The 12,585-nt window shown below is 68.7% G+C and carries 12 protein-coding genes; 8 read left to right on the forward strand and 4 right to left on the reverse strand.

Going from position 1 to position 12,585, the window contains the following annotated elements; genetic code table 11:
• Positions 1-3: 3 nt before the first annotated feature.
• Genes GONAM_RS13850 through GONAM_RS13860 form a run of 3 tightly spaced genes read right to left on the reverse strand, consistent with a single transcriptional unit; the run spans position 4 to position 3,846 of the window.
• Positions 4-2,355, reverse strand: coding sequence for a glycoside hydrolase family 65 protein (locus tag GONAM_RS13850; protein ID WP_006867380.1), 2,352 nt, complete (start codon positions 2,353-2,355; stop codon positions 4-6).
• Positions 2,352-3,074 (reverse strand): beta-phosphoglucomutase family hydrolase, encoded by a 723-nt coding sequence (locus GONAM_RS13855; RefSeq protein WP_040536466.1) that lies wholly within the window; start codon positions 3,072-3,074, stop codon positions 2,352-2,354. Before GONAM_RS13855 ends, GONAM_RS13850 begins: the two co-directional genes overlap by 4 nt.
• A 58-nt stretch (positions 3,075-3,132) precedes the next feature.
• The gene (locus tag GONAM_RS13860) at positions 3,133-3,846 is read right to left on the reverse strand and encodes a GntR family transcriptional regulator (RefSeq protein WP_006867382.1); all 714 of its coding nucleotides are present in this window, start codon (positions 3,844-3,846) and stop codon (positions 3,133-3,135) included.
• A gap of 123 nt (positions 3,847-3,969) precedes the next feature.
• Between GONAM_RS13860 and GONAM_RS13865 the strand changes: the two genes are divergently transcribed.
• The 5 genes from GONAM_RS13865 (at position 3,970) to GONAM_RS13885 (ending at position 8,632) form a co-directional block, all read left to right on the forward strand.
• Positions 3,970-4,809: a PhzF family phenazine biosynthesis protein gene (locus GONAM_RS13865; protein ID WP_006867383.1), complete on the forward strand. Its 840-nt coding sequence runs from the start codon at positions 3,970-3,972 to the stop codon at positions 4,807-4,809.
• 41 nt (positions 4,810-4,850) lie between these two features.
• Positions 4,851-5,777, forward strand: coding sequence for a TatD family hydrolase (locus GONAM_RS13870; RefSeq protein ID WP_006867384.1), 927 nt, complete (start codon positions 4,851-4,853; stop codon positions 5,775-5,777).
• A gap of 175 nt (positions 5,778-5,952) precedes the next feature.
• A complete protein-coding gene (locus GONAM_RS13875) occupies positions 5,953-7,080 on the forward strand; it encodes a resuscitation-promoting factor (protein WP_006867385.1) in 1,128 nt (375 codons plus the stop codon).
• A complete protein-coding gene (rsmA, locus tag GONAM_RS13880) occupies positions 7,044-7,946 on the forward strand; it encodes a 16S rRNA (adenine(1518)-N(6)/adenine(1519)-N(6))-dimethyltransferase RsmA (protein WP_006867386.1) in 903 nt (300 codons plus the stop codon). The genes GONAM_RS13875 and rsmA overlap by 37 nt, the downstream gene beginning before the upstream one ends.
• Positions 7,947-8,023: 77 nt before the next feature.
• Positions 8,024-8,632: a GNAT family N-acetyltransferase gene (locus GONAM_RS13885; RefSeq protein ID WP_006867387.1), complete on the forward strand. Its 609-nt coding sequence runs from the start codon at positions 8,024-8,026 to the stop codon at positions 8,630-8,632.
• Here GONAM_RS13885 and GONAM_RS13890 read toward each other — a convergent pair.
• Complete coding sequence (locus tag GONAM_RS13890) at positions 8,612-9,604, reverse strand: LLM class F420-dependent oxidoreductase (protein WP_006867388.1); 993 nt, start codon at positions 9,602-9,604, stop codon at positions 8,612-8,614. The genes GONAM_RS13885 and GONAM_RS13890 overlap by 21 nt on opposite strands.
• Positions 9,605-9,708: 104 nt before the next feature.
• Between GONAM_RS13890 and GONAM_RS13895 the strand changes: the two genes are divergently transcribed.
• Genes GONAM_RS13895 through GONAM_RS13905 form a run of 3 tightly spaced genes read left to right on the forward strand, consistent with a single transcriptional unit; the run spans position 9,709 to position 12,584 of the window.
• Positions 9,709-10,374, forward strand: a complete 666-nt coding sequence (locus tag GONAM_RS13895; RefSeq protein ID WP_006867389.1) for an HAD family hydrolase — start codon at positions 9,709-9,711, stop codon at positions 10,372-10,374.
• 58 nt (positions 10,375-10,432) lie between these two features.
• The gene (locus tag GONAM_RS13900; protein WP_006867390.1) at positions 10,433-11,383 is read left to right on the forward strand and encodes a 4-(cytidine 5'-diphospho)-2-C-methyl-D-erythritol kinase; all 951 of its coding nucleotides are present in this window, start codon (positions 10,433-10,435) and stop codon (positions 11,381-11,383) included.
• A gap of 55 nt (positions 11,384-11,438) precedes the next feature.
• Positions 11,439-12,584 (forward strand): alpha/beta fold hydrolase, encoded by a 1,146-nt coding sequence (locus tag GONAM_RS13905; RefSeq protein WP_006867391.1) that lies wholly within the window; start codon positions 11,439-11,441, stop codon positions 12,582-12,584.
• Position 12,585 lies beyond the last annotated feature (1 nt).

Consider the following 12,585-nt stretch of genomic DNA (forward strand, 5'->3'; position numbering starts at 1 on the left):
CGCTCAGATCTCGCGCCGGTAGGGCTCGCAGCCCGGAGGCGCCTTGGGCGGTTCCCGGTACTCGAGGTCGGGGATCTTCATGCTCACCGGTGCCGACGTGAGGGTGAACTTCTCGCCGTGATGCGAGAGATCGATCGGAGGTCCGGACAACAGCCGGTAGGTGGCGTGTTCCTTGTCCACCGCGACCACGAACTTCGACTCCCGCACGATCATGCGGAAGGACATGTACGTCAACCGGCTCGGCAACCGCGGCGCGAAGGTGATCTGCCCGCCGAAGTCGCGCATCCCGCCGAAGCCGGCGACACAGTCGGTCCACGCGCCGGCGAGCGCGGCGATGTGGAGACCGCTGCTGACGTTGTTGTGCAGGTCGTGCAGATCGGTGAACACCGACTCGGCGAGCAGGTCGTAGGCGAGGTCGAGATAACCGACCTCGGCGGCCGTCACCGCCTCGCAGCACGCCGAGAGCGAGGAGTCGCGCACGGTGATCGGGTAGTAGTAGTCGAAGTTGCGGAGCTTCTGCTCCGCGGTGAACGAGTCGCCGAACAGGTAGGTCGCGAACACCAGGTCGGCCTGTTTGACCACCTGTTTCCGGTAGAGGTCGTAGTACGGGTAGTTGAGCAACAGCGGATAGCGACCGACGGACGATTCGAAGTCCCAGGCACCGAGCAGCGTGAACGACTCGCACTGCTGGTGCACGCCGAGCGCGTCGTCGTAGGGGATCGACATGTCGTCGGCGCACGACTCCCAGTGCGCCGCTTCGGCTGTCGTCACCCCGAATTGCTCGGCGAGGTCGGGACGCCGATGGACGGCGGCCACCGCGTCGCGCAGGTTCTGCTGCGCGGCGAGATTGGTGAAGGTGTTGTTGTTGACCACCGCGGTGTACTCGTCGGGGCCGGTGACGCCGTCGATGCGGAACCTGCCGTTGACGTCGTGGTGTCCGAGGCCGGCGAACAACCGGGCGGTCTCCACGAGAAGTTCGACGCCGCACTCGGTTTCGAACTGTTCGTCGTCGGTGGCGCGCAGGTAGCGGGCGGTGGCGTTGGCGATGTCGGCGGACACGTGCACACCGGCCGTGCCCGCGGGCCAGTAGCCCGAACACTCGTCGCCGTTGATCGACCGCCACGGGAACATCGCGCCGCGCTGCCCGAGCTCGGCGGCGCGGGCCTTCGCCTTGTCCATGGTGGCGTGGCGCCAGCGGAGTTCCTCACCGGCCGCCGCGGGCACCGTGTAGGTGAGCATCGGCAGGATGAAACTCTCGGTGTCCCAGAAGGTGTGGCCGTCGTAGCCGGGACCGGTGAGTCCCTTGGCCGGGATCGCGCGCGACTGCCCGCGGGCACCGGCCTGCAGGACGTGGAACAGTGCGAACCGAACCGCCTGCTGGAGTTCGGGATCCCCGTCGAGCTCGATGTCGGCGTCGCGCCAGAAGTCCTCGAGGTAGCGGACCTGGTCGGCCTTGAGCGAGTCCCAACCGGTCTCCATCGCCATCGCCAGCGCGGCGTCGACCTGTGCGCGCAGCGCCGGGACCGAACGTCGTGCCGACCAGCCGTAACCCATGTACTTGGTGAGGGTCAGGCTCTTGCCCTTCGGCACGTTCGCCGCGATGGTGAGGCGGGCGAGGTCGCCGTCGGCACGGATGAAGGTGTCGGCCTTGTCCGGGAAGTAGATCTCGTGATCCATGCCGGCCGCGATGTGCAGGCCGGACTGCTTGGTGTGGTGGACCAGCATGCCCCAGTAGTTGCGGCAGGTCGCGAGGTCCGACACCAGCGGGGCGTCGAGCGCCGCCGCGAGACGCGGGTCGTTGCCGGGGGCGGGGACCGGCTCGTTGGCCAGCAGGTCGGACTGCAGGACGAGCTTCATGTCCTCGTCGACGGGCTCCACCTCGTAGCGGATGGCCGCGATGGTGCGCTTGGTGAACGAGACGAGTCGTTCGGATTTGATGCGCACGGTCCGGCCCGTCGGCGACGTCCACAGCGTGTGTCGACGCAGCGTGCCGGTGCGGAAGTCCAGGGTCCGTTCGTGCTCTTCGGTACGGCCGTACCGAAGATCCATCGGCTCGTCCTCGACGAGCAGACGGATGATCTTGCCGTCGGTCACGTTGACGACGGTCTGGCCCGATTCGGGATAGCCGTAGCCGCTCTCCGCGTAGGGGAGGCCGCGCAATTCGTAGAAGCCGTTGAGGTAGGTGCCCGGGTGGTCGACCGGTTCACCCTCCTCGAAGGTGCCGCGTAAACCGATGTGTCCGTTCGACAACGCGAACAACGTCTCGGTGCGGCCGAGCATGTCGAGATCGACTCCGCCGCTCCACTTCAGCTGCCACGGGTGGATCTCGAACCCGTGTGGCTTGTCCGCGCTCATGCGGGCAGCAATTCGTCGAGATCGTTGACGACGATGTCGGCGCCGGCGGCGCGCATCGCCTCGGCCTGTCCGCCGCCGACCCGATCGACCCCCACGACGTAGCCGAACTTGCCTGCGCTACCGGCCTGTACGCCGGAGATGGCGTCCTCGAACACCGCGGCCGCCGTCGGCTCGACACCCATGAGTTCGGCCCCGAGGAGATAGGAGTCGGGGGCGGGTTTGCCGTTGAGTCCACGCGCGGCGATCTCGAGACCGTCGACGCGGACCTCCACGAATTCCGACAGGTCGGCAGCTTCGAGCACTGGTCCTCCATTCTTCGACGACGTCACCACCGCGATGCGCAGACCCGCCTCGCGTGCCGCATTGAGGTATCGCACCGAACCCGGATAGGCATGACCACCGTCTTCGGCGAGGCTGACGAGGAACATGTCGTTCTTGCCGTTCCCGATCGCGGTCACGGTCGCGGGATCGACGTCGGTGATCCCGCGCGACGCCAGAAAGGCCCGCACACCGTCCTCCCGGGGGCGTCCGTCGACATAGTCGAGGTAGTCCTGGTCGGTGAACTCCGCGAAACCGGGCGCGTCGACGCCGCCCGCCCGTTCGGCGAGGAAGGCGTCGAACGTCTTCTTCCATGCCTTGCGGTGGAGCACCGCGGTTTCGGTGAGGACCCCGTCGAGATCGAAGAGCGCGACAGTGATCACTTCTGGCAATCCCAACACGATTCGCAACGCTACCCGCCCGAGTCGGGTAAGTCGCGGTGAAGCGCGATAGCGCGCGTCAGGCGGAGCCGACGGTGTGTGCTTCGGTTGTCGGTGAACGGCCTTCATCCCAGAAACCGATCGATTCCAGTTGCGCGATCAGGCGGTCGCGCGCGTCCTCGAAGGCGGCGACGATCTCGGCCTTGATGCCCGCGGTGTCGCCCGTGCGCAGCAGCTCGATGAGGCGTCGGTGGCTGGCCGCCGCGGACCGGCCCCACTCCGTGTCGCTCGAATACAGCTGTAGCGGATTGTATTTGCTGGCGGAGTACTGGAACCAGGCGAGTTTTCTGCTCTCGGCCATCAGGTGCACCTTGCGGTGGAAGGCGAATTCCGCGGACAGCACCTCCTCGGCGCGTCCGGAGTCGACGGCTGCGTCGAGGTCGTCGGCGAGTGCGGCCAGTTCGCCCAGATGCTGCTCCAGGTCTGGGTTCTCGGCGGCATGACTCGCGAGGCGCGCGGAGAGTTCGGCCTGTATCCAGAAGATGTCGACGATGTCGCCTCGGGTGAGCGTCTCGACGATGAAGCCGCGGTGCAGGGCCTGCTTCACCAGTCCCTCACCACGGAGGGTCGCGAGCGCCTCGCGGACCGGGGTGACACTGCACCCGAGTGCCGACGCCGTCTCGTCGAGCCGGACGAAGTCTCCCGGTCGCAGGATTCCGGTCATGATCCGGGTGCGCAGGTAGTCGGCCACCTCGACGGCCAGCTGTGTCCTGTGTAGTGGTCCGGGCGTCATCGACTCTTCCGTCCGTGTGCGTCGGTCAATCGACCTTAACCGCCGCAGGGCCCTACCGGCCGGTATCCGTTCACCCGGGAAACTCCGTGGCCGATGCGTGAACCCCTTTGAGACGATGGCGCCATGACTCGTCGTTTCGCTCAGGTCGATGTGTTCTCCTCCACCGGCACCGAGGGCAATCCCGTGGCGGTGGTCGTCGACGGCGGTGGGCCCGGCGCTCCCATCGCCGAGGACCGGATGGCGGCGTTCGCCCGCTGGACCAATCTCTCGGAGACCACGTTCGTGCTGCCGCCCACTGATCCGGCCGCCGACTACAAGCTGCGGATCTTCACCCCGGACGGGGAGCTGCCGTTCGCCGGTCACCCGACCCTGGGATCGGCGCACGCCTGGCTGACCTCGGGCGGCCGGCCGAAGGGGGAGGACGTCGTGCAGGAGTGCGGCGTCGGACTGGTCCGCATCCGCCGATCGGGTCCACGACTCGCCTTCGCCGCGCCGCCGCTGCGCCGGTCGGGTCCGGTCGCCCCGGAGACCGTCGACGAGGTCGTCGCCGCACTCGGCGTCGATCGGGATGAGGTGCTCGCGGCGGAATGGGTCGACAACGGTCCCGGGTGGATGGTGATCCAGCTGGGATCGGGGGAGCGGGTGCTCGAGGTCCGCCCCGACATCCCGGCCCTCGGCGGCCACGAGGTCGGCCTGCTCGGTCTCTACTCGTCCGGCGACGTCTTCGCCGAGGTCCGCGCCTTCGTCCCGGGCATCGGCGTGCCCGAGGACCCGGTCACCGGCAGCCTCAACGCGGGGATCGCGACCTGGCTGCGGGCGACGGGGCAGGCGCCGGAGAGTTATGTCGCCGCCCAGGGTGGGGCCATCGGTCGCGCCGGTCGCGTCCACGTCCACGACGACGGGGAGAACATCTGGGTCGGTGGCGACACCGCTACCGTGATCGAGGGCACAGTCGCGCTGTAGTCGGGCACGAGACGTCGCGTATCTGTGCCAAGGTGTTTGCCATGAGCGACGCCAGCGACGCCGCAGACGGAGCCCCCACCGGCGCCCCCACCGACGCGGCTGCCGAGACCCTGAGCAACAAGGCGGCAAAGAAGCGTCGTCGGCGCGAGCCGCCGCCGGACCCGACGCCGTTGCCGGGGCTCGTCGACGCCCACACCCACCTCGCGGCGTGCGGTGGGCGGGACGCCGACTCGGTCCGCGCCATCCTCGACCACGCCCAGGGGGTCGGCGTGGACCAGGTGGTGACGGTCGCCGACGACATGGTCGACGCCCGCTGGGCGGTCGCCGCGGCGGAGTGGGACGACCGGGTCTACGCGGCCGTCGCGCTGCATCCGATGCATGCGGGCGATCTGAACGACGAGACCGCCGCCGAACTCGAGCAGATGGTCCGTCATCCGCGGGTGGTCGCGGTGGGTGAGACGGGTCTGGACTACTACTGGCCGGGTAAGTCCGACGACTGCGCGTCGCCGGAGGTGCAGCACGAGACGTTCCGGTGGCACATCGACCTCGCCAAGCGGGTCGGCAAGCCGCTGATGATCCACAACCGGGAGGCGGATCGGGATCTGCTCGACATCCTGGCCGCCGAGGGCGCTCCCGACACCGTGATCATGCATTGCTTCTCCGGTGACCGAAATGTGGCCCGTGAATGCGTCGACCGCGGGTACGTCCTGAGCTTTGCCGGGACTGTGAGCTTCGCCAATGCCGAGGAGTTGCGCGTCGCCGCCGAACTCGTACCCGACGAACAGATCCTCGTCGAGACCGACGCGCCGTTCCTGACCCCGCATCCCTACCGTGGCCAGCCGAATCAGTCGTACTGCCTGCCGTACACGGCACGGGCGATCGCTGAGGTCAGAAGAGTGTCCGAGGACGAGATGGCGCTTCTGTTAGGCGCCAATGCGCGGCGCGTCTACAACATCCCTTTGCCATAATCTGGCCGGTTCGTTATCGTACTGTGATCCCGCTCGGCCAGAGCGACACATCCGGCTCTCAGCGGTTCAGTCTTGTGATGCGCACGCATCCCGAACAGCTCGGATGGGTCTCCCGGTCGCGGCGGCGCCTTGTTCCCGACCAGATTGTTGTGCCTTGCCTTCTCTGCCTCCCTCAGTGTCGCCCAAGTCGGTCTTCTCCAAGATCAACGGGACCGATTCCCTGCGTGCCCGCCTGGCGGTGGGAGCCGTCTGCGCGACCGTTGCCGCCGGTGGTGTCATGGGCGTCGCGATGCACAAGACCGTCACCATCGACGTCGACGGGCAGACCCGTCAGGTGTCCACGATGGCGATGTCGGTGGAGAGCCTGCTCGAGTCCGAGGGTCTCGCCCCGGCCGACGGCGACAAGGTCAGCCCGTCGCTCGACTCCGGTTTCGGCGAGGGTCAGACCATCAAGGTCAACCGTCTGAAGAAGCTCACCCTCGACATCGAGGGCAAGCGCGAGACCATCATCACCAACGCCTCCACCGTGGACCAGCTGCTCGAGGAGCGGGGCCTGGAGCACGCCGCCGAGGAAGCCGACTTCGGCACCGACGAACTGCCCGTCGACGGCGGCAAGATCGACGTCGCCCTCCCCAAGCCGGTGCACCTGGTGGACGGTTCGGCCAAGAAGCGCCCGGTCGTCGCCGCCCACACCGTCAAGGACCTGCTGGAGGCCCTCGGCACGCCGCTCGGCGCCGAGGACAAGGTCGTGCCGGCCGCCGACACCGAGGTCACCCCCGACCTGAAGATCGTCGTCACACGCATCAAGACCGAGGACGTCACCGTCACCGAGCCGGTCGCCCCGCCGGAGATCAAGAAGGAAGATCCCACCCTCGTCCGCGACCGCAAGGTCGTCGAAAAGAAGGGCACCCCCGGTGAGGCGCGGGTGACGTATAAGGTCACCAAGGTGAACGGACGAGTCGTGAAGCGCGACAAGCTGACGAGCGAGGTGCTCAGCGAGCCCGTCGCCGCCACCGTCCGTATCGGCACCAAGCCGGGTGCTCCGTACGTCCCGCCGGGCTCCGTGTGGGACGCCCTCGCGCAGTGCGAGGCCACCGGCAACTGGGCCATCAACTCCGGCAACGGGTTCTACGGCGGCGTGCAGTTCGACCAGAATACCTGGGAGCGCTGGGGCGGCCTCGAGTACGCACCGCGCGCCGACCTCGCCACCCGCGAAGAGCAGATCGCGATCGCCAAGAAGACTCAGGCCGCCCAGGGCTGGGGCGCATGGCCGTCGTGCACGTCCAAGTTGGGTCTCCGCTGAACGACGACACGCCAGGCGACGCACCGCGGCTCCTCGGACCCGCGCAGATCCGCGAGCTCGCCGCCGAGGTCGGTGTCCGGCCGACCAAGACCCTCGGTCAGAACTTCGTCCACGACGCGAACACGGTGCGCCGGATCGTCACGGCCTCCGGCGTAGGTTCCGACGACGTCGTCCTCGAGGTCGGCCCCGGACTCGGTTCGCTGACCCTCGCCCTTCTCGGCACGGCGGGCCGGGTCGTCGCCATCGAGATCGATCCGATTCTGGCGCAACGGATTCCGCACACCGTCGCCGAATACGCGCCGGCGCAGAGCGGCAACTTCGACGTCGTGCTCGCCGACGCCCTGCAGGTGACCCGCGACGATCTGCCCGTCGTGCCGACGGCTCTCGTCGCCAACCTCCCGTACAACGTCTCGGTCCCGGTGCTGCTGCACCTGCTCGGACTGTTCCCCGAGATCACGACCGCCCTGGTGATGGTCCAGGCGGAGGTGGCCGACCGGCTCGCCGCGCCGCCCGGCAGCCGCACCTACGGCGTGCCGAGTGTGAAGGCTCGCTACCACGGCCGCGTGAGTCGCGCAGGTGCGGTGGGGCGCAACGTGTTCTGGCCCGAACCCAAGGTCGAGTCCGGACTCGTGCGCATCGAACGCACCGACGACTACCCGATCGACCCGGTCTTCCGACAGACGGTGTTCGCCGTGATCGACGCGGCATTCGCACAGCGCCGCAAGACGATGCGGTCGGCACTGGCCGGCTGGGCGGGCTCCCCGGCCGAGGCCGAGCGCCGGTTGCGCGCCGCCGACATCGATCCCGGCATCCGCGGCGAGAAACTCGACGTCGACGACTTCGTGCGCCTGGCCCGCACCGTCTGACGAAACCCGCTGGCCCGCCCCTCGAGTGCGGTCGTACCGTGGTAGGGACAACGAACGATCCCCGACCGAGGTCTGTCATGTCCGAAGCGCCCACCCTGACGACGCCGCGCCTGCGGTTGCGCCCACCCGAGGACCGTGACATCGACCCGATCGTCGAGGCCTGTCAGGACCCCGGAATCCAGCGGTTCACCCTGCTGCCGAGCCCCTTCACGCGTGCCGATGCCGAGAAGTTCGTACGCGAGATCTCGCGCGCGGAGGGCTCGCGCGTGTGGACGATCGAACTTCTCGACGGCGGATTCGTCGGCGTCACCGGACTCCATTCCCGCGGTGAAGGCGTTGCGTCACTGGGTTATTGGTGTGCCGCGTGGCAGCGTGGGCGCGGTTATCTGGGTGAGGCGCTGCGCGCGGTCCTCGACCACGCCTTCGACCCCGACGGCGCGGATGTGCGACGTGTGGAGTGGATGGCGCGCACCGACAACGTGGTATCGGCGCGCCTGGCGGCGTCGGCCGGATTCCGTTTCACGGGTACTCGATTCGAGGATTTCAGCCAGTACGGGCGGGAGGCGGTGGCAGAGGTCCACTCAGCCGTACTCCGCGTCGACGACGACCGCTCGCCGCAACGGTGGCGCTGTTCGATCTGGAAAACCACGGAGGCGTCTGAGTTCTCAGCTCGACGCCGCGCGTAACTTCTCCAACAGCTCCGGGGCGGCGTCCCGCAGGAAGTCGTCCTGCGTCTCGCCGCCGATCTGGACGAGTGCGACGTCGGTGAATCCGGCCTCCCAGTAGGGCTTCACGGCCTCGACGATCTTGTCGAGGTCGGGCCCGCACGGGATGTTGGCGGCCACGTCGTCGGGGGTGACGTACTGGGTCGCGGCCGCGAAGCCCGCGGTGGTGCGGAGGTCGGCGTTGACATCCCAGCCGCCGGCGAACCATCGGAACTGGTCGTGGGCCCTCTCGACGGCGGCATCGCGGTCCGGGCCCCAGCTGATCGGGATCTGCCCGATGGCGCGGGTGCCCTTGCCGTCGATCGTCCCCGTGGCCGCCTGCGCGTTCCAGGAGGAGATGAGGTCGGCGTTCGGTTCGACCGCGATCAGATGATCCGCCAGCGGACCGAAGGTCTCGATCCCGGCGTCGCCGGCCACCGCGACGCCGATCGGCACGGGCTGCTCGGGGAGATCCCAGATGCGCGCGGCGTCGACCTGGAAGAACTCGCCGCGGAAGTCCACGAGGTCGCCGGAGTGCAGTTTGCGGATGATCTCGATCGCCTCGGCGAGCATGTCCTGGCGGTCGGTGACCGCGGGCCAGCCCGCACCGACGACGTGCTCGTTGAGGTTCTCGCCCGAACCCAACCCGAGGGTGAAGCGGCCGTCGGCGAGGATCTGCAGGGTCGCGGCCTTCTGCGCGATGATCGCCGGGTGATAGCGGATCGTCGGGCAGGTCACGTAGGTCATCAGCTCGACGCGTTCGGTCGCGTGGGCCACCGCGCCCAGCACCGACCACGCGTACGGGGCGTGCCCCTGCGAGGACAGCCACGGGAAGTAGTGGTCGCTGGACACCTCGAAGTCGAAACCGGCGCCCTCGGCGCCGACGGCAAAGCGGACGAGGTCCTTGGGGCCGGCCTGCTCGGTCATCAGGGTGTACCCGAATCGGGTTGGCATGGGGACTCCTCTGGCGGTACGTCTCTACGATGATCGGTCGTTGCGGTGTAGCCCCCGAGCCGGTTGGGTAAACCGGATTCTCTCTATCCGGAAGGAAAGCGCAGATGCCAGACACCACCTCGAGTGATGTGGACACCGTGCTGCTCGACGTCGACGGGACGCTGATCGACACGACCTATCTTCACGCGCTCGCCTGGATGCAGGCCTTCACCGCGCGCGATCTCACGCCGCAGTGGTGGGAGGTCCACCGCGCCATCGGGATGGGTGGGGACCGGCTCGTCGGCGAGATCTGCGGCGATGATGTCGAGGAGTCGCTGGGCGACACCCTTCGTGACGACTGGGAGCGGCACTACCGCAAGCTGTTACCCGACGTCCGGCCGCTGCCTGGCGCCGTCGACTTCGTCCGGGGACTGCTCGACGCCGGCTACCGGGTCGCGCTCGCCTCGTCGGGCAAGGCCGAATTCACCGACGCCGCACTGGAAGTGATGGGTTTCGAGCGGGCCGATCTCGCGGCGGTCACGTCGTCGGACGACGCGGACGATTCGAAGCCGGCACCCGACATTCTCGAGGTGGCGTTGAAGGAGGCCGGCGGCGCGCGGGCGATCGTCGTCGGGGACACGGTGTGGGATGTCGCCTCTGCTCATCGGCTCCCCGCCGCGTGCGTCGCGGTCCGATCCGGGGGATTCGCCGAGGCCGAACTCCGCGATGCCGGTGCCGTCCTGGTCGTCGACCACGTCGGGGAACTCGCGCGACGTGGATGGCGGCCCTGAGTCGCCGCGCAGCAGCCCTGAGCGCGTATCCGCACCGGCCCGACTAGTCTGACTCACTGTGTCGCGAACGTCGCTGTCGGTGGTAACCGACTCGGTCACCGCGCGCGCCCCCTCGAAGGTGAACCTCCACCTCGGTGTCGGCCCGCGCCGCGATGACGGCTACCACGATCTGGTCACCGTGTTCCAAGCACTGTCGTTGCACGACGACATCCGGGTGGCCCGCGCTCACGAGCTGTCCGTGACGGTCCGGGGTGAGGGCGCCGGTTCGGTGCCCGCCGACGCCTCCAACCTCGCGGCCCGTGCGGCACAGGCCCTGGCCGGGTGGGCGGACCGTGCGGGGCACGTCGCCATCCAGATCGAGAAGACGATCCCGGTCGCCGGGGGTATGGCCGGCGGCAGCGCAGACGCGGCCGGTGCGCTCGTCGCGCTCGCGCACCTGTGGAAGCTCGACATCTCCCGTGACGAACTAGCCGAGATCGCCGCCGATCTCGGGAGCGACGTCCCGTTCGCCCTCCACGGCAACACCGCGCTGGGCACCGGCCGCGGTGAGCAACTGATGCACGTGCTCTCCCGCGGCGAATTCCACTGGGTGCTCGCCCTTGCACGCGAGGGTTTGTCGACCCCGGCGGTGTACAAGGAGCTGGACCGGCTGCGCGACAGCAGGTCCGGTGACGTCGACGACGACGGCGACTTCCTGCGTTCCCCCGACGACCTGATGCAGGCCCTCGCCTCCGGTGACCCCCGCGCGGTGGCACCGTTGCTGCACAACGACCTCCAGCCGGCCGCGCTGAGCCTCCAGCCGACGCTGCGTCGCACACTGCGGGCCGGTGTCGACGCAGGTGCCCTCAACGGGATCGTGTCGGGGTCGGGCCCGACGTGTGCGTTCCTCTGTGCGGACGAGCAGTCCGCGGTGAACGTGGCCGCCGAGCTGTCGGGAGCGGGTGTCGCCCGCGCGGTCCGCACCGCGAGTGGCCCCGCACCGGGAACCCGCGTCCTCGGCACGAACTGAGACCGCCGCGACTCCCTGACCTCGTCTTCTCGCGGGAGTCACTACAGTTGTCCGGGTGCTCCGCAGACTCCTGACCGCCGTGGTGACGTTCGTCGTCGCAGTGCTCGTCGGCGTCGGGTCGCTCGCGTCGACGCCGCCGTCGTCGGCCGCGGCCCCCGACAACGGATTCGTCTTCACCACCACCGACGTCCCTGACGACCAGCTCCCGTCGGCAGCGGCCGCCGGAACCCGTCTGACCTACGCCACGCGGGATCAGCGTGGCCGTCCGGCGATGGCGACCGGTGTCTACTGGGTCCCGCGCGGCACACCGCCGGCCGGGGGTTGGCCGGTGGTCTCCTGGGCACACGGCACCGTCGGTATCGCCGACGAGTGTGCGCCGACGAAGCACCGACTGGGGGACGGGGTCGAGGCACCCGTCCGGGCCGCGCTCGACGCGGGTTACGCGGTGACCGCCACCGATTACGCCGGACTCGGATCGGCCGGGGAAACCGACTATCTCGGCGGTGCCGCCGCGGCGTACTCGATCATCGACATGATCCGCGCCGCCCGTTCGGTGGACGCCGCGCTGGGCAGCTCCTGGGTGTCGGTCGGACATTCCCAGGGGGGTCACGCGGCACTGCATGCGGCGCACCGTCAACCGGCGTACGCCCCGGAGCTCCCGGTCAAGGGTGCGGTCGCGATCGCCCCGGTCTCGAACCTGGAGAATCTGTTCGGCCTGTTCGGACCCCGGATTCCCGGGCTCGGCGCCCTGAACGGCTTGAGTGCGCCGTTCCTGTACACCCTCGCGGGCCTCGACCATTCGCAGCCGGAGCTGAAGATCGGGGACTTCCTCACCGACAGCGGCAAGCGGTTCCTGGACCGGTCCCGCGCCCGCTGCAACGGCGACGTCGTCGCCGCGCTGAGGTCGGTATCGCCGGGATCGCTTGTCGCGTCGTCGTTCACGAAGGACCAGAAATTCCGCGACGCGCTACGGGCCTACGCCGAGGTCCCCACCGCCGGCTACCCGGCGAAGGTCACCATCGCCCACGGCATGCTCGATCCGATCCTGCCGTACCCGTTGAGCCGTTCGCTGCGGTCGTCGATGGAGCGCGGCGGCACGAACGTCGACCTGAAGACCTACGCCCGCGCAAACCACAGCAGCGTCGTCGACGGGTCGCTGCCCGATGTCATGACGGCGGTCCGGGAAGCTTTCGGGCGGTAGC

It is taken from the genome of Gordonia namibiensis NBRC 108229, from assembly GCF_000298235.1.
Lineage (GTDB): Bacteria > Actinomycetota > Actinomycetes > Mycobacteriales > Mycobacteriaceae > Gordonia > Gordonia namibiensis.

Coding starts and splice junctions, on each gene's coding strand:
- rsmA (WP_006867386.1), top strand. CDS start 7,044: ATGGCCGTCGTGCACGTCCAAGTTGGGTCTCCGCTGAACGACGACACG.
- GONAM_RS13870 (WP_006867384.1), top strand. CDS start 4,851: ATGAGCGACGCCAGCGACGCCGCAGACGGAGCCCCCACCGGCGCCCCC.
- GONAM_RS13885 (WP_006867387.1), top strand. CDS start 8,024: ATGTCCGAAGCGCCCACCCTGACGACGCCGCGCCTGCGGTTGCGCCCA.
- GONAM_RS13850 (WP_006867380.1), bottom strand. CDS start 2,355: ATGAGCGCGGACAAGCCACACGGGTTCGAGATCCACCCGTGGCAGCTG.
- GONAM_RS13865 (WP_006867383.1), top strand. CDS start 3,970: ATGACTCGTCGTTTCGCTCAGGTCGATGTGTTCTCCTCCACCGGCACC.
- GONAM_RS13890 (WP_006867388.1), bottom strand. CDS start 9,604: ATGCCAACCCGATTCGGGTACACCCTGATGACCGAGCAGGCCGGCCCC.
- GONAM_RS13895 (WP_006867389.1), top strand. CDS start 9,709: ATGCCAGACACCACCTCGAGTGATGTGGACACCGTGCTGCTCGACGTC.
- GONAM_RS13860 (WP_006867382.1), bottom strand. CDS start 3,846: ATGACGCCCGGACCACTACACAGGACACAGCTGGCCGTCGAGGTGGCC.